Consider the following 22,177-nt stretch of genomic DNA (forward strand, 5'->3'; position numbering starts at 1 on the left):
CAGGTTTCTGTGGAATACAGGGATCCCTTGTGGGAGCCAGCCTGCTGGCGATGGCGGTGGCTCAGTCAACAGAGATGTTGGCAGTGCCGGCCTCATCGCTGGCAAGCCAGCTCCCACAGGTTTTGGCGGTGTACATGAATCTTGCGAACGCTTGGGATACTTGTGGGAGCTGGCTTGCCAGCGATGGCGGTAGGTCAGGCAACGGAGATGTCGGCTGAACTGGCCTCATCGCTTGCAGGCAAACTCCTACAGGTTTTGGCGGTGTACATGAATCCTGCGGACACCTGCGATACCTGTGGGAGCTGGCTTGCCAGCGATAGCGGTGGCTCAGCCAGCAGAGATGTCGGCAGTGCCGGCCTCATCGCTTGCAGGCAAGCTCCTACAGGTTTTGGCGGTGTACATGAATCCTGCGGACACCTGCGATACCTGTGGGAGCCAGCCTGCTGGCGATTGCGGTAGGTCAGGCAACAGAAATGTCGGCTGAACTGGCCTCATCGCTTGCAGGCAAGCTCCTACAGGTTTTGTGGTGTGCCCGCGAAGAGGACCTCGCTGATCAGCGGCGATCCAACCATACGGTCTGCGCGTTGCAGAACTCGCGCACGCCGAAGTGCGACAGCTCACGGCCGAACCCGCTTTTCTTCACGCCGCCGAAGGTCACGCGGGGGTCGCTGGCGGAGTAGCCGTTGATGAACACGCCGCCGGTCTCCAGCTCACTGGTCAGTTGCTGGGCCAGTGGGACGTTGGCGGTGTAGATCGTCGCGGTCAGGCCGAACTCGCTGTCGTTGGCCAGGGCCACGGCGTGGGCGCAGTCGCGGGCGGTGATGATCGACGCCACCGGGCCGAACAGTTCCTGCCTGAACGAGGTCATGCGGTCGGTGACGTTGGCCAGCACGGTCGGTTCATAGTAGTTGCCGGCCCCTGGGGCCTTGCCGCCGCCGAGCAGCAGGGTGGCGCCTTCTTCGAGGGTGGCGCGCACTTGCCCGTCGAGCTCGTCGCGCAGGTCGAAGCGGGCCATCGGGCCGATGTAGGTGTCGGCCGCCAGCGGATCGCCCATCACCAGTTGGCGGGTGGCCTCGACGAACCGGCGGGTGAATTCCTCCACCACACCTTCTTCGACGATCAGGCGTTTGGCGGCGGCGCACACTTGCCCGGAGTTCTGGTAGCGGCCGATCACGGCGGCCTGCACGGCTTCGTCGAGGTCGGCGTCGTTGAGCACGATGAACGGATCGGAGCCGCCGAGTTCCAGCACGCATTTCTTCAGCGCGGCACCGGCCTGGGCACCGATGGCCATACCGGCGCGCACGCTGCCGGTGAGGGTGACGGCAGCGATGCGCGGGTCGGCGATGGCTTTGGAGACGCCTTCAGGGGTGACGTTGATGACTTCGAACACACCGTCGGCGAAACCGGCGCGGGTGAACGCATCACGCAGCAAGTAGGCGCTGCCCATCACGTTCGGCGCATGCTTGAGCACGTAGGTGTTGCCGGCGATCAGCGCCGGCACCGCGCCGCGCAGCACTTGCCAGATCGGGAAGTTCCACGGCATCACCGCCAGGATCGGGCCCAGCGGACGGTATTCGATGCGCGCCTTGCCGCCTTCGACCTGGGTCGGCTCGGCGTCGAGCATGGCCGGGCCGTGTTCGGCGTACCACTCGCAGAGCTTGGCGCATTTCTCGATTTCGCCACGGGCCTGAGCGATCGGCTTGCCCATTTCCTGGGTGATCATGGTGGCCATGGCGTCGGCGTTGTCGCGCAGGGCGCAGGCCAGGGCGGTCAGGGCGCGGGAACGGTCCTGCAGCGGCTTGCGCTTCCACTTGCCGAAACCGAAGGCGGCGCGGGTCAGGGCGGCGTCGAGGGCGGCATCGGATTCGAACGCGTAGTGGCCGATCTGCTCGCCCGTGGCGGGGTTGACGGAAATGGCGTGGGTCAGGCTGGAAATCGGGCTCATGGCATCGTCCTGCGAGGTCAGTGGATGGGCCCAAGAGTAGGGTGGCATTCGTTTTCTGGAAACTGAATAATAAAGATCGTTTCTTTCACGATTGGAGAATGATCATGGATCTGGTGCAGCTGGAAATCTTCAAGGCCGTGGCCGAGCACGGCAGCATCAGCGCTGCGGCGGCGCGGATCCATCGGGTGCCGTCGAACCTGACAACCCGGATCAAACAGCTCGAAGAGGATCTGGGCGTCGAACTGTTCATCCGCGAGAAAAGCCGTCTGCGCCTGTCGCCGGCGGGCTGGAGTTTCCTGGAGTACGCCCGGCGCATCCTCGACCTGGTGCAGGAAGCCCGGGCCACCGTGGCGGGTGAGGAGCCCCGAGGTGCGTTCCCGCTGGGGTCGCTGGAGAGCACGGCGGCGGTGCGCATTCCCGGGTTGCTGGCGGCCTACAACCAGCAGTACGCCAAGGTCGATCTGGACCTGTCCACCGGGCCTTCAGGGACAATGATCGATGGCGTGCTGGCCGGCCGGTTGGCGGCGGCATTCGTCGACGGCCCGGTGCTGCACCCGGCCCTGGAAGGCGTACCGGCCTTCGAAGAAGAGATGGTCGTGATCGCGCCGTTGCACCACGGGCCGATCCGGCGGGCGGCGGACGTCAACGGCGAGAGCATCTACGCCTTCCGCGCCAACTGCTCGTACCGCCACCACTTCGAGAAATGGTTCAGCACCGACGCCGCGGTGCCCGGCAAGATCTTCGAGATGGAGTCCTACCACGGCATGCTCGCCTGCGTCAGCGCCGGGGCCGGCCTGGCCTTGATGCCGTTGAGCATGCTGCAGAGCATGCCCGGTTCCGCGACGGTCAGCGTATGGCCGTTGGCCGCGGATTTCCGTTACCTGACCACCTGGCTGGTGTGGCGGCGGGGGACGGTGTCGCGCAGCCTGGCGATGTTCGTGAAGCTTCTGCAAGCGCAGGGCGGCGACGTCCCGCCGGGCGGGGCAGGCTAGAACAGAGGGCCGCCGGTCCACACCGGCGCGTTCTGGAACTTTTGTTGGCCAGCCACGGCGTTGTTGTACTGCTCGACCAGGTCGTAGGCGCCCAGGTCGATCATCTCGACCGAACTGCCGTCGATCACCGATTTGGTCATGGGCTGGATGACCAGGCCCTTCACCTCCGGCGGGCCCGGATTGATCATCGCATCGAGGATCTTGTTCACCATGGACTTCTTGGCGAATACGTCGGTGGTCGACGTGCTGGCCAGTTTGCCGTTCGTGCCCAGCAGGCCGATCAGGCAGTGGAACACCCACGCGGTGGACATCTGCCAGCCGTAGCTGGCTTCACCCAGTTCGGCATCCACGCTGCCCTTGCATTCGACGATGATGTATTGCTCGATGACCCCGCTGACCAGGTTGCGCTTGACCCAGATCTGGTCGATCCCGTTGGTCCGCCCTGACGACGACTTGCCCAGCTTCATCTGATAGTCCTCGCCCAGAACCGTGATCAGCAGTTTGGCGGCGGCGTATTCGCCGCGGGTTTCGCTGGCGAAATGCTGGGCGTTGGAGTTTTCGAGGTTCTGCAGGTGATTTTTGATCCTGTCTCCGGACCTTTGGTCATGCCTGGCGAATTTGTCTGACGCCCAGCCGTATTTTCCCAGCCAGTCGTAGACCTTGGCCTGTGCGGCAGGGTCGGAACCCAGCAGGTTCCAGTAGTTCAGCGCCGTTTGGTCGGGTTGGGCCTGGCACAACGCGAGCCTGCGCTCGACGACTTGCTGGGCGGCGTAGGTGGTGATGGCGTGGGTCGTTCCGAACGCGCTGGCGGCGTCCGGAATGAGTATGCTGCCGCCGGTGAACTGCCTGTCGCGCGCGACCGCTTCCTTGATCTTCACGGCGTCCAGCGTGTCGAGCAGCACCAGTTGGTCGGCCCGGTCAGGATTGCCGATGTCGGTCGTCAGGCCATGCCGGTTCTTGAACTGATTGAGGATGTACAGCCATTGCTTGCCGGAGATGTCGACCGATGAAGTGCCGATGCTACCCAGTGGCGTGAAGGGATAGACGCCGCCCGTGAGGGTCAGCGGCGGTGCGTTGTACTGGGGCTGGGGCGAGAAGTAGAGCGTGGTTTTTTTTCCGTCGCGCCGTTCCTTGGGCGCCAATTCCATGATCTTGGCGTTCAGCGCATCTGTCGGGTCGGTGTAGCTCGTCAAAGTGACCATCGCCGCATTCCCTTCCGGTGAGAGCGGATTTGACTCTAGCCAAGGCTGTCTTCAACGTCCAGGCGGCCCGGTGCCTTTCCATTTGGGTGCTCGCAATATAAAAATGTATATAGCGCATGGTGTGTGCGTTCCGGCAAAGGGAGTCAGCGATGGATATGGCATTGAGCGGCAAAGAAGCGGTAGGCGAACGGTTTGCGCTGGAGTCGATGGGGCAGGCGCAGCGCTTGACCTGGGAGGCGGTCGACCGGATCGCGCAGATCATCATGCCCGGCATGCCGGAGTCCGAGGCGCTGGCGCAAGGCAAGCGGATCCTGGCGGACCTGGGCATGGAACGGATCTGGCACCCGCTGCTGATCCGCTTCGGCGCCAACACCCTCAAGACCTTCAAGCAGCGCTCCGACGGCGACCCGGTGCTGGGCGAGAACGACATCTTCTTCATCGACATGGGCGTGGTCTGGCAGGGCCACGAAGGCGATGCCGGGGCAACGTTCACCACCGGCTCCGATCCGCAGATGATCGCCTGCGCCGCGGCCGCCAAGGAGCTGTTCGACCGGGTCGAGGCCTACTGGCGCGAAGGCGTCGCCGGCACTGAGCTGTACCGGTACGCCGCCGATCAGGCACAGGCCATGGGCTGGACACTGAACCTGGACATCAAGGGGCATCGGGTCAGCGATTTTCCCCACGCGATCCATCGGGGCGGCGATCTGGGCCATTTCGATGGGGCACCAAGCCCCGGCGTGTGGATCCTGGAAATCCAGATCGCCCACCTCGAGCTGCCTTACGGAGCGTTCTATGAGGATCTGCTGATCTGATCCCTCTCCCTTCAGGACGCTTGTTTCCGGCGTTCGGCCTGACCGGATGCGAAAAAGCCCGATCCGACTCTGCGTCGGACCGGGCTTTTTCATGGCTGGGAATTAAAGGCCGCCGGCCAGCTTCGCCCCCGACAGCCGCCGACGGTACGCGCTGTCCCGCGTCGCCAGCCAGAAGTACAGCGGCGACGTCACCAGCAGCCCCACCAGCCACGACAGGTCCGCGCCGTCGATGTGCACCGACACCGGGCCCACGTACAGCGGCGTGTTCATGAACGGGATCTGCACCGCGATGCCGATGGCGTAGGCCAGCAGCGCCTGGGGGTTGTAGCGGCCGTAGCGGCCGCCGTCGACCCGGAAGATCGAGCCGATGTCGTACTGGCCCTTGTGGATGGCGTAGAAGTCGATCAGGTTGATCGCCGTCCACGGCACCAGCACCACCAGCAGCACCAGCACCATGTCGACGAAGTGGCCGATGAAGTCCGCCGAGGCGCCGACGGCGGTGAAGCAGCAGGCCGACAGGACGATGACCGAAATCACCGCACGGCTGCGGGCGGTGGGGATCCAGCGCCAGGCGAAGGTCTGCACCAGGGTGATGATCGACAGCACCGCGCCGTACAGGTTGAGCGCGTTGTGGCTGATCACGCTGAGCAGGAACAGCACCAGCATCAGCGGGCCGATGGCGCCGGTGGCGAGTTTCACCGCGTCCATGGTGTCCATGCCGGCCGGCGTCGCCAGCACCGCGACGGCGCCGAACACGAACGACAGGCTGGAGCCCAGCGCCGACCCCAGGTAGGTGGTCCAGAACGTGGCGGCCACCGGCACGTCGGCCGGCAGGTAGCGCGAGTAGTCCGACACATAGGGCGCGAATGCGATCTGCCACAGCGCCGCCAGCGACACCGTGGCCAGCCAGCCGGACAGGTTGAAGCCGCCGCGGGTGAGGAAGTCGTCGGTCTGGATGTGGGTCAGGATATAGCCGAAGCCGACCATGATGCCGATCCCCAGCACCCAGGTGCCGATGCGGTTGAGCACATGGATGAAGCGGTAGCCGATGATGCCGATGACGCCCGAGCCGAGGGCGCCGATCACGATGCCGACCGGCACCGGCACGCTGTCGGCCACGCCGTGCAGGGACTTGCCGGCCAGGACGATGTTGGAGGCGAAGAAGCCGATGTACATCACGCCGGCGATCACCACCACCAGCAAGGCGCCGAGGGAGCCGAACTGGGCGCGGCTCTGGATCATCTGCGGAATGCCCATCTGCGGGCCCTGGGCCGAGTGCAGCGCCATCAGCACGCCGCCCACCAGGTGGCCGACCAGGATGGCGACGATGCCCCACACCAGGTTCAGGTGGAACAGCTGCACGCCGAGGGCGCCGGTGACGATGGGCAGCGGCGCGATGTTGCCGCCGAACCAGAGAGTGAACAGGTCGCGCACCTTTCCGTGGCGGTCCTGCGGCGGCACGTAGCCGATGGTGTGCTTTTCGATGAGCGGTGCGGCGGTTGTTGCTGAGGTGGCCATGACGAACTCCAAGGCAAGGACGAGTACGTGGACGTACTTCGGTGAGCGACGGCGCGGCCGGCGCATTTCTTGTCGGGTCGATCATGTGCAATGGCGCGGGGGAGATAAATTAGTAGATTTGTTGCTTCAGACCTTAAAAAAACTGGCCCCGCAGATCGGTTCACGAGGCTCTGGGCCGGGGCTTTCAGGCGCACAAGCGACAACGCAGCCGGCCCCGGGCGGAGGCGGCTGTCGCTTGTGCGTCACGCGGTTCAGCCGCGCAGGGAGGCCAGCATCCGTTGCAGCATCGCGTCGCAGGCGTCGAGCTGCGCGAGGCTGACGAACTCGTCCGGCTTGTGCCCCTGATCCATGCTGCCGGGGCCGCACACCACGGTGGGGATCCCGACTGCGTCGAACAGGCCGCCCTCGGTGCCGAACGCCACCGTGCCGAAGTCCCCAGAGCCGCAGAACGCGGCGATCAGTTGCGCGGCCTGGCTCTGCGCGTCGGTGGCCAGGCCCGGATAGGCCGACAGCTCGCTGAAGCGGATGTCGCTCTGCGCGCTGACCGCCCGCATGCGGGGCAGCACCTGCCGTTCGGCGTAGGCCTTGAGCTGCGAGGCGACCTCGGCCGGATCCTGCGAGGGCAGGGCACGGATCTCGAAATCGAAACGGCAGTCGGCGGGTACGATGTTCAGCGCCTTGCCGCCGCTGATCACCCCGGTCTGCACCGTGGAGAAGGGCGGGTCGAAACGCGGGTCGTGATGCTCAGGCGCCTTGAGCCCCTGGCCGATGCGCCCCAGTTCGCCGATCAGCTCGGCCGCGCACTCGATGGCGTTCACTCCCTGCGGCGCGTAGGCCGAATGGCAGGCGTGGCCGTGGACATCGCAGCGCATCGCCAGTTTGCCCTTGTGGCCGAGCACCGGTTTGAGCTCGGTGGGTTCGCCGATGATGCACAGCAGCGGTTTGACCGGGCGTCGCTCCAGCACCTTGAGCAGCGAGCGCACGCCGAGGCAGCCGACCTCTTCGTCGTAGGACAGGGCGATGTGCACCGGTTTGCTCAGCGGCGCCTCGACCAGCGACGGCACCAGCGCCAGCACGCAGGCGATGTAGCCTTTCATGTCAGCGGTACCGCGCCCGTAGAGCTTGCCGTCGCGCCGGGTCAGCTCGAACGGCGGCACCGTCCAGGGCTGGCCGTCGGCGGGCACCACGTCGGTGTGCCCCGACAGTACGATCCCCGGTCGGTCACAAGGCCCGACCGTGGCGAACAGGTTGGCCTTGCTGCGCTCGTCGTTGTAGACCAGCTCGCAGGGCACGTCGAAGCGCGCCAGGTAATCGCGCACGAAGCCGATCAGTTGCAGGTTGGATTCGCGGCTGGTGGTGTCGAACCCCACCAGCGTCGCCAGCAACTCGGCGCTGGCGCTCATCGGTCGTCTCCGGCCACGCCGTAGCCCGGCGCCTTCGCAGGATCCAGGGCGCGGTCGATGTAGTCCTGCAGCTGCGGGCGATAGGCCTCCCACAGGTTCTGCAACTGGCCGATGGGGTCTTCGTCGGCCCAGTCCACTCGCAGGTTGACGATGGGCCAGGTCAGTTCGCCGACCACAACGACCGCCGCCGAATGCACCGGACCCGCTTCGCCGCCCAGGGCCTGGCCGGCCTGCAGCGCGCCGATCAGCCGGTCGGCCAACTGGCCTTCGCCGTCCTCGAACGCCCGCACCATGGCTTCGATCACCGAGGGGCCGGCGAGCATGTTGCCGGCGGCCACGCATTGCTCGCCCGCCACGGCGTTGTGGGTGCCCAGGGTTTGTCCGCCGCTGAAGTGGGCGGTCTGGCCGAGGTGGTTGATTGCGGTGATCTGGCGGTACTGGCTGTAGCCGTTGCGGGTCAGCGCCTTGTCCAGCGCGGCGTCCGGCGTCAGCCCCTGTTCCATCAGCGCGAGGACTTCAGGGCCCAGGGACGGCAGGGTGATGTTCTGGGTCGATACCGCGCCCACGCCCGGCAGCAGCCAGGGGCAGCGGGCGCCGACGGCGATGCTCGACGAGCTGATGGCGATGCCGAACTGGCCGGTCTCCGGGCAGCGGGCGGCGATGGAAAATGTCATGTCTCTAACTCCTGTTCGACTTGAGAGCGGGGGGCAGGCAAGCCCGCTCCCGCAGGGTTCAGCGGTGGCGGTCTGTCGCCTTACTCGGGGATCACCGCCACCACGTCGATCTCCATCAGCCACTGCGGCTGCCCCAGCGCCGACACCACCAGCCCGGTGGAGATCGGGAACACGCCCTTGAGCCACTTGCCGACTTCCTGGTACACCGGCTCGCGGTAGCGCGGGTCGATCAGGTAGGTGGTGGTCTTGACGATGTGGCTCAGGTCGCTGCCGGCCTCTTCGAGCAGTTGCTTGACGTTGCGCATCGCCTGCTCGGCCTGGGCGCGCGGGTCGCCGAGGCCGATCAGGTTGCCGTCGAAGTCGGTGCCGACCTGGCCGCGCACGTACACGGTGTTGCCGGCGCGCACGGCCTGGCACAGGTCGTTGTCCAGGGTCTGGTTGGGGTAGGTGTCCTTGGTGTTGAACATGCGGATGCGGGTGTGGGTGGGCTGGGCCATGTGAAACTCCTGACGAAAAGGGGCCCGGCGCGACGGGCGCCGGGATGCGAAGGCAAGGTCAAGCGTCGACGGTGTCGGTGTTCTTGCGGGGGGCCGCCGCGCGCTGGTCGGCGTCGCGGTAGGCCAGGTACTTGCGCTGGGTGGCGATGTGGTCGGCCACGTGCTTGGCGTCGTGCCACACGCCCCAGATGAACGAAGAGCCGCGCCGGGACTGCCACGGCAGGCCGAGGAAATACACGCCCGGTTCGCTGGACACCCCGCGCTGGTGCTGCGGCTTGCCCTTGTCGTCGAACGCGCCGACCTTCAGCCACGAGTAGTCCACGGCGAACCCGGTGGCCCAGATGATCGAGGTGACGCCGGCGGCGGCCAGGTCCAGGTTCGCCAGCGGGTGCTTCACGCACTCGGGATCCGGATAGGTTTCCCGGGCCTCGGGCTCCGGCGGCAAATCCAGGCCGTTGCGTTCGATGTAGGCGTCGGCGGCGTCGAGCAGCGCCAGGTAGTTCTCGTCGCCGCGCTTGAGGTTGTCCGCCAGATCCTGCCTGAACGTCACCACGCCGTCCTTGAACGACTCGGTCACGCCCACCAGGGTCATGCCACGGTGGGCCAGGCCCCGGAAGTCGATGGTGCGCCCGCCGTGGGCGCCGCTTACGGCAATCGTCACGTGCTCGCGGCCCGGTTTCATGGCGGCCTGATCCCATTCGCCGAGCACGCCCAGCCACCAGCAGAAATCACGGTTGCGGTAGGCCCGGGGCGGGCGGTCGTGGGCGCCGACCGACAGGAACACCTGCCGGCCCGAACGCTGCAGCTCATCGGCGATCTGCACCCCCGAGGAACCTGCGCCGACCACCAGCACCGCGCCGTCCGGCAGTTGCTGCGGGTTGCGGTAGTCGGCCGAGTGGATCTGCTGCAGGCGTGGGTCCTGCGGGGCGATCGGCGGGATCACCGGGCGCTGGAACGGGCCGGTGGCGGCCACCACGCGGGCGGCCTCGATCACGCCCTCGGAGGTCTCGACGGTGAAGCCCGGACGCCCGACATTGCGCACCACGCTCTTGACCTCGACGCCGGTGCGGATCGGCGCGTTGAATTTTTTCGCATAGGCCTCGAAGTAATCCGCCACGCGATCCTTGTGGGCGAAACCGTCAGGATCCACATCGTCGAATTCCATCCCCGGAAAGCGGTCGTGCCAGGCCGGGCCGTTGGCCACCAGCGAGTCCCAGCGCCCGGTGCGCCAGCGTTCGGCGATGCGGCTGCGCTCCAGCACCAGGTGCGGGATGCCGAGCTTGCCCAGGTGTTCGCTCATGGCCACACCCGCTTGACCGGCACCGACGACAAGCGTGTCTGTTTTTATTGTTTCAGTGGTCATCTCTCATCCCTTTTCACGAGGCAATTGGATTCAGGCGGCGTGCGGCCTGCTCTCTGTGCTTGGGATCAGACTAGGGTCGGGGTGCCCATCGGTAAAATATTATTAAGCTGGGATCTGAGCATAAATTGCTGATGCAGCCGCTCGCCCGCCACGGCCCGAAACGCCGAAAGTGTTCGGTGATCGACCGTTCGACGGGCCGCCGATTGTCGCTGCCGCCACGCCGGCGTACTGTGGACGGCATCCGTGAAAACCTGACAAGAACGAGTGCCCTCCATGGACAGCCGCCTGCTGAGCGAGCGCAGCAGCGTGTTTCACCACGCTGACCCGTATGCCGTGTCCGACTACGTCAACCGACACGTCGGTCAGCACCTCATCGGCCTCGCCAAGACCGCCCATCCCCAGGCCAGCCTCAACCACCGCAAGTTCGCCGACCTGGACCTGTGCCGCATCAGCTACGGCGGCAGCGTACGGGTCACCTCCCTGGCGCTGGAAACGGTCTACCACCTGCAAGTGCTGCTGCAGGGCAACTGCCTGTGGCGCGGGCACAAGCGCGAGCAGCATCTGGTGCCGGGCGAGCTGCTGCTGATCAACCCGGACGATCCGGTCGATCTCACGTATTCCGACGACTGCGAGAAATTCATCCTCAAGGTGCCGGTCAGCGTGCTGGAGTCGGTGTGCGACGAGCAGCGCTGGCTGCGTCCGTCCGGCGGCATCCGCTTCCGGCGCAACCATTACCGGCTCGACGACCTGGAAGGCTTCACGCCGTTGCTCGGCATGATCTGCCAGGAAGCCGAAGCCAGCGATCCGCTGCTGCGGGTGCAGGAGCACTATGTGCAGATCATCGGCAGCAAGCTGCTGTCGCTGCTCGACACCAATGTCAGCCGCGAATCCTTGAGCGCGCCGTCGGCCAGCCTGGAGCGGATCCTGGAGTTCATCGAACGCAACCTCAAGCAGGACCTGAGCGCCGAAAGCCTGGCCGCGCAGGCGTGCATGAGCCCGCGTTCGCTGTACGCGCTGTTCGAACGCCAGTTGGGCGTCACGCCGATGCAGCACATCCGCCAGCGCAAACTGGCGCGCATCCACGCCTGCCTCACCGACCCGAGTTGCCCGGTGCGCAACCTCACCGAACTGGCGCTCGACTACGGTTTCCTGCACCTGGGCCGCTTCTCCGACAGCTACCGCCAGCAGTTCGGCGAGCTGCCGTCCCACACCTTCAAGCGCCGCCACTGAGTCCCCGCACCCTCTGAAACACCTGCCGCGCCGTCCTGCGCAAAACGGATAGCGATGTGCAGGAATCGGCTATTGCGCCCGCCGTCGCCTCCCTAACCTGACCTGGCCTGAACAATAACAATGGAGGCCCTGGCCATGTCCCTGGGAATCGACTACCTCACTGCCTTGCTCGAAGAAGACAAGGAGCAGGGTGCCTACCGCTGCAAGCGGGAGATGTTCACCGATCCGCGGCTGTTCGAGCTGGAAATGGCGCACATCTTCGAAGGCAACTGGATCTACCTGGCCCACGAAAGCCAGATCCCCCGCCACAACGATTACCTGACGCTCACCATGGGCCGTCAGCCGGTCTTCATCGCGCGCAACAAGGACGGCGTGCTCAACGCCTTCCTCAATGCCTGCAGCCACCGCGGCGCCATGCTCTGCCGGCACAAGTCCGGCAACCGCTCCAGCTACACCTGCCCGTTCCACGGCTGGACGTTCAACAACAGCGGCAAGCTGCTCAAGGTCAAGGATCCCGCCGAGGCGGGCTACCCCGAAGGCTTCAACTGCGAAGGCTCCCACGACCTGACCCGGGTGGCGCGCTTCGAGTCCTACCGCGGCTTCCTGTTCGGCAGCCTCAACCCCGACGTGAAGCCCCTCGCCGAACACCTGGGCGAGTCGGCGCGGATCATCGACATGATCGTCGACCAGTCCCCCGAGGGCCTGGAAGTGCTGCGCGGCTCCAGCTCCTACATCTACGAAGGCAACTGGAAACTCACCGCCGAAAACGGCGCCGACGGCTACCACGTCAGCTCCGTGCACTGGAACTACGCCGCCACCCAGAACCAGCGCCAGCAGCGCGAGGCCGGCGAAGAGATCAAGACCATGAGCGCCGGCAGCTGGGCGAAGAAGGGCGGTGGCTTCTACTCCTTCGACCACGGCCACCTGCTGCTCTGGACCCGCTGGGCCAACCCCGAGGACCGTCCGGCCTATGAGCGCCGCGACGAACTGGCCCGGGACTTCGGCCAGGCCCGCGCCGACTGGATGATCGAGAATTCGCGCAACCTGTGCCTGTACCCCAACGTGTACCTGATGGATCAGTTCAGTTCGCAGATCCGCATCGCCCGGCCGATCGCCGTGGACAAGACCGAGATCACCATCTATTGCATCGCCCCCAAAGGCGAGAGCGCCGAGGCCCGGGCCAAGCGCATCCGCCAGTACGAGGACTTCTTCAACGTCAGCGGCATGGCCACGCCGGACGACCTGGAAGAGTTCCGTTCCTGCCAGACCGGCTACGGCGCCGGGCGCGGCTGGAACGACATGTCACGCGGGGCGGCCCATTGGGTCGACGGCGCGGATGCCGCCGCCGAAGAGATCGGCCTCAAGCCGCTGCTGTCCGGGGTGCGCACCGAGGACGAAGGCCTGTTCGTGCTGCAGCACAAGTATTGGCAGGAAACGATGCTCAAGGCCGTGTCCGCCGAACCGCAGCTGATCCCTGTGGAGGCCGTGCCATGAACAGCCTCTACGACACCGTGCGCGATTTCCTCTACCGCGAGGTCCGTTATCTGGACGACGCCGAGTGGGACCGTTGGCTTGAGCTCTACGCCGCCGACGCCAGCTTCTGGATGCCGGCCTGGGACGACAACGACACGCTCACCCAAGACCCGCAGAGCGAGATCTCGCTGATCTGGTACGGCAACCGCGGCGGCCTCGAAGACCGGGTGTTCCGGATCAAGACCGAGCGCTCCAGCGCCACCGTTCCCGACACCCGCACCTCCCACAACCTGAGCAACATCGAGATCGTCGAGCAGGGCGAAGGCCAGTGCCGGGTGCGCTTCAACTGGCACACCCTGAGCTTTCGCTACCAGGTCACCGACAGCTATTTCGGCACCAGTTTCTACACCCTCGACCTGCGCGGCGAGCAGCCGCTGATCAAGGCCAAGAAGGTCGTGCTGAAAAACGATTACGTCCGTCAGGTCATCGACATCTACCACATCTGACCGAGACGGCGCGGGCCTTGGCCGTTGGCCGGACCGGCGCCGTGAGCGAGGTGCAACATGGGTTTTCGCATCGCATTGAATTTCGAGGACGGGGTGACCCGCTTCATCGAGGCCGACGGCCAGGAAACCGTCGCCGACGCGGCGTACCGCCAGGGCATCAACATCCCGCTGGACTGCCGCGACGGCGCTTGCGGTACCTGCAAGTGCTTCGCCGAATCCGGGCGTTACGCCCTGGGCGACAACTTCATCGAGGACGCGCTGAGCGAGGATGAACTCGCCCAGGGCTACGTGCTCACCTGCCAGATGCGCGCCGAAAGCGATTGCGTGGTGCGGGTGCCGGTCGGCTCCCAGGTCTGCAAGACCGGGCAGGCCAGCTTTGAGGCGGCGATCAGCGATGTGCGCCAGCTCTCCGAGAGCACCATCGCCTTGTCGGTCAAGGGCGAGTCCCTGAGCCGGCTGGCGTTCCTGCCGGGCCAGTACGTCAACCTGCAAGTGCCGGGCAGCGACCAGAGCCGGGCCTATTCCTTCAGCTCGTTGCCGAAGGACGGTGAAGTCAGCTTCCTGATCCGCAATGTGCCCGGCGGTCTGATGAGCCGCTTTCTCACCGGGCTGGCCAAGGCCGGCGACAGCATGACCCTGGCAGGCCCGCTGGGCAGTTTTTACCTGCGCGAGATCAAGCGGCCGCTGCTGCTGTTGGCCGGCGGCACGGGGCTGGCGCCGTTCACGGCGATGCTGGAGCGGATCGCCGAGGAGGGCAGCGCCTACCCGGTGCACCTGATCTACGGCGTCACCCATGACTTCGACCTGGTCGAGCTCGACCGCCTCGACGCCTTCGCCGCGCGCATTCCCGGCTTCAGCTACGGCGCCTGCGTGGCCAGCCCCGAGAGCCGGCACCCACTCAAGGGCTACGTCACCCAGCACATCCAACCGCGCCACCTCAACGATGGCGACGTCGACGTGTACCTGTGCGGCCCGCCGCCGATGGTCGAGGCGGTCAGCCAACACATCCGCGAGCAGGGCATCACCCCGGCCAATTTCTACTACGAGAAGTTCGCCGCCGCGGCGGCCTGAGCCCTGCGCCGAACCTGAGCCTGATGCTGGAGAACACCATGAACAACAGATTCGCCGACAAAGTCGCGCTGGTCACCGGCGCCGCGCAAGGCATCGGTCGCCGGGTGTGCGAGCGCTTGCTGGAGGAGGGCGCCCGGGTGGTGGCCGTCGACCGTTCGGAGTTGGTCCATGAATTGCAGGGCGGGCACGTCCTGACGCTGACCGCCGACCTTGAGCAATACGCCGATTGCGCCCGGGCGATGGCCGCCGCCATCGATGCCTTCGGGCGTCTCGACATCCTGGTCAACAACGTCGGCGGCACGATTTGGGCCAAGCCGTTCGAGCACTACGAAACCGCGCAGATCGAAGCCGAAGTGCGCCGCTCGCTGTTCCCGACCCTGTGGTGCTGCCACGCGGCGTTGCCCCACATGCTCAAGCAGGGGCGGGGCGCCATCGTCAACGTGTCGTCGATCGCCACCCGCAGCGTGAACCGCGTGCCCTACGGCGCGGCCAAGGGCGGCATCAATGCGCTCACCGCGTGCCTGGCGTTCGAGAACGCCGAGCGCGGCATTCGCGTCAACGCCACCGCCCCCGGCGGCACCGAGGCGCCGCCGCGGCGCATCCCGCGCAACGCCGCGCAGCAGTCGGCGCAGGAGCAGGCCTGGTATCAGGAGATCGTCGCGCAGACCCTCGACAGCAGCCTGATGAAACGCTACGGCACCCTCGACGAACAGGTCGGCGCGATCCTGTTCCTCGCCTCCGACGAGGCCTCCTACATCACCGGCGTGACCCTGCCGGTCGGTGGCGGCGACCTCGGTTGAACACGTTGAAACGGACATTGAAATGAACCCAATCCTGATCGAAAGCCTGACGGCGGTGATCGTCGACCTGCCGACCATCCGCCCGCACAAACTGGCGATGCACACGATGCAGAACCAGACCCTGGTGATCCTGCGCCTGCGTTGCAGCGACGGCATCGAGGGCATCGGCGAGGCCACCACCATCGGCGGTCTGGCCTACGGCAACGAGAGCCCGGAAAGCATCAAGGCCAACATCGACGCGCACCTGGCGCCGGCCCTGACCGGCCTGGACGCCTGCAACATCAACGCCGCCATGCAGACCCTGGACAAAGTCGCCAAGGGCAACACCTTCGCCAAGTCCGGCATCGAAAGCGCCTTGCTCGACGCCCAGGGCAAGCGCTTGGGCCTGCCGGTCAGCGAACTGCTCGGCGGCCGGGTGCGCGACAGCCTGGAAGTGGCCTGGACACTGGCCAGCGGCGACACCGCCCGGGACATCGCCGAAGCCGAGCAGATGCTGGAGGCGCGCCGGCACCGCATCTTCAAGCTGAAGATCGGCGCCAACCCGCTGGAGCAGGACCTGGCCCATGCGGTGGCGATCAAGCGGGCCCTGGGCGACCGCGCCAGCGTGCGGGTCGATGTCAACCAGTACTGGGACGAGTCCCAGGCGATCCGTGGCTGTCGGGTGCTCGGCGACAACGGCATCGACCTGATCGAACAGCCGATCTCGCGGGTCAACCGCGCAGGCCAGGTGCGCCTCAACCAGCGCAGCCCGGCGCCGGTCATGGCCGACGAATCCATCGAAAGCGTCGAGGACGCCTTCAGCCTCGCCGCAGACGGCGCAGCCAGCGTGTTCGCCTTGAAGATCGCCAAGAACGGTGGTCCCCGCGCGGTGTTGCGCACCGCGCAGATCGCCGAGGCCTGCGGCATCGCCCTGTACGGCGGCACCATGCTCGAAGGTTCGGTCGGCACCCTGACCTCGGCCCACGCGTTCCTCACCCTGCGGCAGCTGACCTGGGGCACCGAGCTGTTCGGCCCGTTGCTGCTGACCGAAGACATCGTCACCGAAGCGCCGCAGTACCGCGATTTCCACCTGCACATTCCCCGCACGCCGGGCCTGGGCCTGACGCTGGACGAAGCGCGCCTGGCGCGGTTCCGCCGTGCCTGAACCGAAGGAGAGAGCACCATGCTGTTCCACGTAAAGATGACCGTGAAACTGCCCGCCGACATGGATCCGGCCGTCGCCGCGCGGCTCAAGGCCGACGAAAAGGAGCTGGCCCAGCGCCTGCAGCGCGAAGGCCTGTGGCGGCACCTGTGGCGCATCGCCGGGCACTACGCCAACTACAGCGTATTCGACGTGCCCAGCGTCGAGGCGCTGCACGACACCCTGATGCGCCTGCCGCTGTTCCCTTACATGGACATCGAGATCGACGGGCTCTGCCGCCATCCGTCGTCGATCCACGAGGACGACCGCTGACCCTGAGCGCACCAGTTCCCCCCTGTGGGAGCGGGCTTGCCCGCGATTGCGGTGGACCTGTGACGAATACTTCGACTGACACGCCGCCATCGCGGGCAAGCCCGCTCCCACAGGGGGCGGTGCACTGCTCCGGGACTTTTGCGACCCGCACAACAACAAAATGAGGTGAACCCCATGACCGTGAAGATTGCCCACACCGCCGAGCTGCAAGCGTTCTTCGAAGAGGCCGCCGGCTTCTCCAACGACCTTGGCAGCACCCGTTTGAAGACCATCGTCCTGCGCGTGCTCCAGGACGCCGCCCGGCTGATCGAAGACCTGGACATCACCGACGCCGAATTCTGGAAAGCCGTCGACTACCTCAACCGCCTCGGCGACCGCTCCGAGGCCGGGCTGCTGGTGGCGGGGCTCGGCATCGAGCATTTCCTCGACCTGCTGCAAGACGCCAAGGACGCCCAGGCCGGCCAGACCGGCGGCACGCCGCGCACCATCGAAGGGCCGCTGTACGTGGCGGGTGCGCCGCTGTGCGAAGGCACCTGCCGGATGGACGACGGCAGCGAGGAGGGCAGCGCCACGGTGATGTTCCTCGAAGGCCGGGTGTTCGACCTGCACGGCGAGCCGCTGGCCGGCGCCACCGTCGACCTGTGGCACGCCAATACCCGAGGCACCTACTCGTTCTTCGACCCGAGTCAGTCCGAGTTCAACCTGCGCCGACGCATCGTCACCGACGCCCAGGGCCGCTACCGCGCCCGCAGCATCGTGCCGTCGGGCTACGGCTGCGATCCCCGAGGCCCGACCCAGGAATGCCTGAACCTGCTCGGCCGTCACGGCCAGCGTCCGGCCCACGTGCATTTCTTCATCTCGGCACCGGGCCACCGGCACCTGACCACCCAGATCAACCTCGCCGGGGACCGCTACCTGTGGGACGACTTCGCCTACGCCACCCGCGAAGGCCTGGTCGGCGAAGTGACGTACCGCGAGGACGGCGCCCGGGGCGTGGCGGGGCGTTACGCCGAGCTGAACTTCGACTTCCGGTTGCAGCCGGCCACCGATGCGGCGGCCGAACGGCGCAGCGCCCGTCCGCGGGCATTGCAGGAAGCCTGATCGCGTTCGATGCGGCGCTAGGTTCGCGCCCGTCCGACAGGTAGCATGGGTGCATCCATGTCACAGAGCGGACCGCAAATTGATCGAGCGTCGCCACTTCAGCGGAGGCATGAAAGGCAAGAACCTCCGCTACCTCAACGAAAACCCGGACGGGCCGGTCTCCCGGCTCCGCACGGGTTTTCTGTTGCTGGAGCATTTCTCCCTGCCGGCGTTCACCCAGACGCTGGACACGATCGTCACCACCAACCTGCTGCGCCCCGGCCTGTTTTCGTCCCGCACGTTCGGCCTGAGCGACGGCGAAGTGATCAGCGACCTGGGCCTGGTGATCCGCCCGGACGAGCGTCTGGACGCCTCGTCGATCCAGGCGCTGGACCTGTTGGTGATCTGCGGCGGCTACCGCACCGAACTCAAGGCCGGCGAAGAACTCATCCAGCTGATCAAGTCCGCCGCCGCCCAAGGGGTGGTGCTGGCCGGGCTGTGGAACGGCGCGTGGTTCCTCGGCAAGGCCGGGGTGCTGGACGGCTACCGCTGCGCCATCCACCCGGAACACCGCCCGGCGCTGGCGGAAATCAGCAAGGCGACCCAGGTCAGCAGCGAACCCTACGTGATCGACCGCGACCGCCTCACGGCCTCCAGCCCCTCCGGCGCGTTCCACATGGCGCTGGACTGGATCAAGGGCTTGCACGGCAAGGCGCTGGTCGAGGGCATCGAAGACATCCTCGCGTTCGAGGAATCCCGTTACCGGCGGATCAAGCCGAGCGAGAACATCTGCGTCAGCGCGCCCCTGCGCGAAGTGGTCAAGCTGATGGACGCCAACCTGGAGGAACCGCTGGAGCTGGAGCAACTGGCGGCCTACGCGGGACGCTCGCGGCGCCAGCTCGAACGCCTGTTCAAGGAGCAACTGGGCACCACCCCGCAGCGCTATTACCTGGAACTGCGCATCACCGAGGCCCGGCGTCTGCTGCAGCACACGGAGCTGTCGCAGATGGAAGTGTTGGTGGCCTGCGGTTTCGTGTCGCCGAGCCATTTCAGCAAATGCTACAGCGCGTTCTTCGGCTACCGGCCGTCCAAGGAAAAGCGCCTGGTCAAGTAGGCAAAAAAAGGCCGGGAGCACCCGGCCGAAAAGGAAGGAAAACGGATCAGTCGCAGACCGCACTCAGCGGTTGAGGAACGCCAGCAGGTCTTCGTTCAGCGCTTGGGCGTGGGTCACCGCAAAGCCGTGGGGCGCGCCGGCATAGACTTTCAGTTCGGCGCCCTTGATCTGCTCGGCGGCCAGTTTGCCGGTGGTCTCGAACGGCACGATCTGGTCGTCGTCGCCGTGGATCACCAGGGTCGGCACATCGATCTTGGCCATGTCCGGACGGAAGTCGGTTTCCGAGAACGCGGTGACGCAATCCACGGTGCCTTTGAGCGAGGCCAGCAACGCGATGTTGAGGGTCTGGGTCAGCACGCCGTCGGAGACCGTCTGGCCCTTGTTGGTGCCGTAGAACGGCGCGGCGAAATCGGCGATGAACTGCGCACGGTCCTTCAGCAGGCCGGCCTTGATCCCGTCGAACACCGGCTTGCCGACGCCGGCGGCGAAGTCAGGCTTCTGGCCGAACAGCGGCGTCACCGCGCCGAGCAGCACCAGCCCGGACACCCGCGCGCTGCCATGGCGGGCGAGGTAGCGGCTGACGTCGCCGCCACCCATGGAGAAGCCGACCAGGGTCACGTCACGCAGGTCCAGGTGGTTGATCAACTGCGCGATGTCGTCGGCGAAGGTGTCGTAGTCGTAGCCGTTCCACGGCTGGTCGGACCGGCCGAAGCCACGGCGGTCGAACGCGATCGTGCGGTAGCCGCGGCTGCTCAGGTACTCCATCTGGTATTCCCACATGTCGGCGTCCAGCGGCCAGCCATGGCTGAACAGGACGGGCCGGCCGCTGCCCCAGTCCTTGTAGTAGATCTCGGTGCCGTCTTGGGTCAGGAACGTGCTCATGGAAACTCCTTGTGTTCGAGGGGAGGGGATGAAGGCAGCGATCACTATCCACGCAAAGCGCGGCGGCTTCTTGTACGCAGGTGCTAAGTTTCCGGCGGGAAGGCTCCTCGCCGGAAAATTCGCAGTCCCGAGGGACCGTTTTTCCCCGTTCTATCCGGGAAACATCCTGCATCCCTGTCGGAGTCGGACGATTTCGCCGCAACCGTTCGTCGGCGACACTGAGGCGGTGAATCGATTAATTGACGCCAGAATAGTGGCTCCTTATGATGCGCCACCATTTTGATATCATTTTCTGTCTCGAGGGATCGAACATGTACCCATCTGCCCTCGCGGCGAGACTGGGCGTAGCTTTGCTGTGCCTTTCTCCACTTGCTTTCGCTGCCCCCACCCCCGGCGACACCGACCTGATCCGCGACCGCCAGAACCGCTTGCTCGAAGAACAGCAGCGGCGCCTGGAGGAGCTCAAGGACCTGCCGGGCAAGTCGGCCGAACCGGCCAAGCCTGCCGCGCCCGCCGACACCCGCTGCTTTCAGATCGACGACATCGAGCTCAAGGGCGCCGACAGCCTGTCCGAGGGCGAGAAGGCCGGGTTGCTCAAGCCTTACATCGGGCAGTGCCTGGGCGTGCCGCAGCTCAACGAGCTGCTCAAGGTCATCACCGACCGCTACATCGAGAAGGGCCTGGTGACCAGTCGCGCCTACCTGCCGCAGCAGGATCTGTCCGGCGGGCACCTTAAGGTGCTGGTGGTCGAGGGCCGCCTCGAAGGCCTGAAGGGCGCCGAGAGCAGTGGGCTCTCGGAGCGCGAGCTGGCCATGGCGTTTCCCGGCAAGAGCGGCGAGCTGGTCAACCTGCGCGAGATCGAGCAGATGGTCGACCAGCTCAACCGCCTGCCGTCCAACCAGGCCAAGATGGAACTGGCGCCGGGCAAGAACGTCGGCGGCAGCGAGGTGCTGGTCACCAACACGCCGCAGAAGCCGTGGCGGGCGGGGCTGTCGCGCAGCAACGAGGGCCAGCGCAGCACCGGCGAGCAGCAGTGGGGCACCACCTTCGACTGGGACAGCCCCCTGGGCCTGGCCGACCAGCTGTCGCTGCGCGGCGGCCACGACGCGATGACCGACCACCAGCACACCTCCAACAACGCCATGCTGTCCTACAGCGTGCCGTGGGGCTGGTGGAACTTCAGCTACACCTACAGCCAGAGCGAGTACCGCTCGCAGATCGCCGCCAACGGCTACAACTTCAAGCAGACCGGCGACAGCGAAAACCATCAGTTGCACGCCGAGCGGGTGATCCAGCGCGATTCGGTGAGCAAGACCTCCCTCAGCGGCGGCCTGTCTTACCTGCGCAGCAACAACTTCATCGAAGACAGCAAGCTGCGCCTGAGCAGCAACCGCATCAGCGAGGCGCAACTGGGCTTCAACCACGGCCGGCGGATCGGCGGCGCCTTCGTCAACTTCGACGCGGGCGTGCAGCAGGGCATCGGCGCCTTCGACGCCCAGGGCAGCCACGACCCGGGCCCCGGCGAGCCGGACGTCCGCTACCGCAAGTACACCGCGACCCTAAGCTACCTGCAGCCGTTCAAGCTGTGGGGCGAGTCCCTGAGCTTCAGCAGCCTGATGACCGGCCAGCGCAGCGAAGACGTGCTGTTCAGCCCGCAGCGCACCAGCCTCGGCGGGCTGTCGTCGATCCGCGGCTATAAGGATCAGTCGCTGTCCGGCGACAGCGGCGGCTACTGGCGCAACGACCTGCGCTGGACGCGGCCGGTCGACGTCGAATGGCTGCGCCCGGTGTTCGCCGAATACGGCACCAGCCTCGGCTACGACCAAGGCGTGATCCGGCGCGACCGCTACAACGGCGACCAGCACGGCCGCATGTCGAGCAACTCGCTGGAGCTGTTCGCCCGTGGCCAGCACGTCGCCGCGACGGTGACCTTCGCCCATTCCCTGGAACGCCCGGACGCGCTGCCTGAGCGCGAAGCGCCGATCTATTTCCGCCTCGATTTCTTCATCTGACCGCCGCCTGCTCCGAGACCCTGACATGGACATTCGCCAACTGACCTTCCTGGCCGGCCAACCCGCTGCTGCCGTCATTCCGCGCGAGCGCTTCTTGGGCATGCCCAAGCGCGGGCTGGCGTTCCTGCTGGCGAACGTCATGTTCTGGCA

21 protein-coding genes and 1 pseudogene are annotated in these 22,177 nt (G+C 66.1%); 14 read left to right on the plus strand and 8 right to left on the minus strand.

Annotation, left to right across the window (positions count from 1 at the left end; genetic code table 11):
* Nucleotides 1–218: hypothetical protein (locus CAG31_RS28600; protein WP_218189999.1), on the plus strand; the 218-nt coding region annotated here is incomplete at its 5' end.
* A gap of 335 nt (nt 219–553) precedes the next feature.
* On the opposite strand, the gene CAG31_RS25610 is transcribed toward CAG31_RS28600, so the two are convergent.
* A complete protein-coding gene (locus CAG31_RS25610; protein ID WP_085586469.1) occupies nt 554–1,945 on the minus strand; it encodes an aldehyde dehydrogenase family protein in 1,392 nt (463 codons plus the stop codon).
* Between the two features lie 104 nt (nt 1,946–2,049).
* Between CAG31_RS25610 and CAG31_RS25615 the strand changes: the two genes are divergently transcribed.
* Complete coding sequence (locus CAG31_RS25615; RefSeq protein ID WP_085586508.1) at nt 2,050–2,937, plus strand: LysR family transcriptional regulator; 888 nt, start codon at nt 2,050–2,052, stop codon at nt 2,935–2,937.
* Here the strand turns inward: CAG31_RS25615 and CAG31_RS25620 are convergent.
* A complete protein-coding gene (locus CAG31_RS25620) occupies nt 2,934–4,139 on the minus strand; it encodes a hypothetical protein (protein ID WP_085586471.1) in 1,206 nt (401 codons plus the stop codon). The genes CAG31_RS25615 and CAG31_RS25620 overlap by 4 nt on opposite strands.
* A 149-nt stretch (nt 4,140–4,288) precedes the next feature.
* On the opposite strand from CAG31_RS25620, the gene CAG31_RS25625 reads away from it, so the two are divergent.
* Complete coding sequence (locus CAG31_RS25625) at nt 4,289–4,951, plus strand: M24 family metallopeptidase (protein ID WP_085586473.1); 663 nt, start codon at nt 4,289–4,291, stop codon at nt 4,949–4,951.
* Between the two features lie 102 nt (nt 4,952–5,053).
* Here CAG31_RS25625 and CAG31_RS25630 read toward each other — a convergent pair whose 3' ends face one another.
* From CAG31_RS25630 to CAG31_RS25650, 5 genes are all read right to left on the minus strand, one after another.
* Nucleotides 5,054–6,469 (minus strand): cytosine permease, encoded by a 1,416-nt coding sequence (locus CAG31_RS25630; protein ID WP_085586476.1) that lies wholly within the window; start codon nt 6,467–6,469, stop codon nt 5,054–5,056.
* 251 nt (nt 6,470–6,720) lie between these two features.
* A complete protein-coding gene (gene argE, locus CAG31_RS25635) occupies nt 6,721–7,872 on the minus strand; it encodes an acetylornithine deacetylase (protein WP_085586478.1) in 1,152 nt (383 codons plus the stop codon).
* Nucleotides 7,869–8,546 carry a DUF1028 domain-containing protein gene (locus tag CAG31_RS25640; RefSeq protein ID WP_085586480.1) on the minus strand — a complete coding sequence of 226 codons (678 nt, stop codon included), beginning with the start codon at nt 8,544–8,546 and terminating at the stop codon, nt 7,869–7,871. The genes argE and CAG31_RS25640 overlap by 4 nt, the downstream gene beginning before the upstream one ends.
* 80 nt (nt 8,547–8,626) lie before the next feature.
* A complete protein-coding gene (locus CAG31_RS25645) occupies nt 8,627–9,043 on the minus strand; it encodes a RidA family protein (RefSeq protein WP_085586482.1) in 417 nt (138 codons plus the stop codon).
* A 58-nt stretch (nt 9,044–9,101) separates the two neighbouring features.
* Nucleotides 9,102–10,406: an NAD(P)/FAD-dependent oxidoreductase gene (locus CAG31_RS25650; protein WP_085586484.1), complete on the minus strand. Its 1,305-nt coding sequence runs from the start codon at nt 10,404–10,406 to the stop codon at nt 9,102–9,104.
* A 273-nt stretch (nt 10,407–10,679) separates the two neighbouring features.
* Between CAG31_RS25650 and CAG31_RS25655 the strand changes: the two genes are divergently transcribed.
* The 9 genes from CAG31_RS25655 (at nt 10,680) to CAG31_RS25695 (ending at nt 19,133) form a co-directional block, all read left to right on the plus strand.
* The gene (locus CAG31_RS25655; RefSeq protein WP_085586486.1) at nt 10,680–11,636 is read left to right on the plus strand and encodes an AraC family transcriptional regulator; all 957 of its coding nucleotides are present in this window, start codon (nt 10,680–10,682) and stop codon (nt 11,634–11,636) included.
* Nucleotides 11,637–11,771: 135 nt separating this feature from the next.
* Nucleotides 11,772–13,130 (plus strand): benzoate 1,2-dioxygenase large subunit, encoded by a 1,359-nt coding sequence (gene benA, locus CAG31_RS25660; RefSeq protein WP_085586510.1) that lies wholly within the window; start codon nt 11,772–11,774, stop codon nt 13,128–13,130.
* Nucleotides 13,127–13,615 carry a benzoate 1,2-dioxygenase small subunit gene (benB, locus tag CAG31_RS25665; RefSeq protein WP_085586488.1) on the plus strand — a complete coding sequence of 163 codons (489 nt, stop codon included), beginning with the start codon at nt 13,127–13,129 and terminating at the stop codon, nt 13,613–13,615. Before benA ends, benB begins: the two co-directional genes overlap by 4 nt.
* Nucleotides 13,616–13,672: 57 nt before the next feature.
* On the plus strand, nt 13,673–14,686 hold the full coding sequence (gene benC / locus CAG31_RS25670; protein ID WP_085586490.1) for a benzoate 1,2-dioxygenase electron transfer component BenC: 1,014 nt from the start codon (nt 13,673–13,675) through the stop codon (nt 14,684–14,686).
* A 38-nt stretch (nt 14,687–14,724) separates the two neighbouring features.
* Nucleotides 14,725–15,486, plus strand: coding sequence for a 1,6-dihydroxycyclohexa-2,4-diene-1-carboxylate dehydrogenase (locus CAG31_RS25675; RefSeq protein WP_085586512.1), 762 nt, complete (start codon nt 14,725–14,727; stop codon nt 15,484–15,486).
* A gap of 22 nt (nt 15,487–15,508) precedes the next feature.
* Nucleotides 15,509–16,630: a muconate cycloisomerase family protein gene (locus CAG31_RS25680; RefSeq protein WP_085586492.1), complete on the plus strand. Its 1,122-nt coding sequence runs from the start codon at nt 15,509–15,511 to the stop codon at nt 16,628–16,630.
* Nucleotides 16,631–16,648: 18 nt separating this feature from the next.
* Complete coding sequence (gene catC, locus CAG31_RS25685; RefSeq protein ID WP_085586494.1) at nt 16,649–16,939, plus strand: muconolactone Delta-isomerase; 291 nt, start codon at nt 16,649–16,651, stop codon at nt 16,937–16,939.
* 174 nt (nt 16,940–17,113) lie between these two features.
* Nucleotides 17,114–18,040, plus strand: coding sequence for a catechol 1,2-dioxygenase (gene catA / locus CAG31_RS25690; RefSeq protein WP_085586496.1), 927 nt, complete (start codon nt 17,114–17,116; stop codon nt 18,038–18,040).
* A 109-nt stretch (nt 18,041–18,149) separates the two neighbouring features.
* A complete protein-coding gene (locus tag CAG31_RS25695) occupies nt 18,150–19,133 on the plus strand; it encodes a GlxA family transcriptional regulator (RefSeq protein WP_085586498.1) in 984 nt (327 codons plus the stop codon).
* A 63-nt stretch (nt 19,134–19,196) separates the two neighbouring features.
* Here CAG31_RS25695 and CAG31_RS25700 read toward each other — a convergent pair whose 3' ends face one another.
* On the minus strand, nt 19,197–20,015 hold the full coding sequence (locus CAG31_RS25700; RefSeq protein ID WP_085586500.1) for an alpha/beta fold hydrolase: 819 nt from the start codon (nt 20,013–20,015) through the stop codon (nt 19,197–19,199).
* 311 nt (nt 20,016–20,326) lie between these two features.
* On the opposite strand from CAG31_RS25700, the gene CAG31_RS25705 reads away from it, so the two are divergent.
* Entirely contained in the window at nt 20,327–22,027 is a 1,701-nt protein-coding gene (locus tag CAG31_RS25705) for a ShlB/FhaC/HecB family hemolysin secretion/activation protein (protein ID WP_085586502.1), read from the plus strand.
* A 25-nt stretch (nt 22,028–22,052) separates the two neighbouring features.
* Nucleotides 22,053–22,177 (plus strand): annotated as a pseudogene (locus CAG31_RS29120) (ShlA/HecA/FhaA protein); the annotation flags it as partial.

It is taken from the genome of Pseudomonas sp. R25(2017) (assembly GCF_002112565.1).
Classification (GTDB): domain Bacteria; phylum Pseudomonadota; class Gammaproteobacteria; order Pseudomonadales; family Pseudomonadaceae; genus Aquipseudomonas; species Aquipseudomonas ekonensis.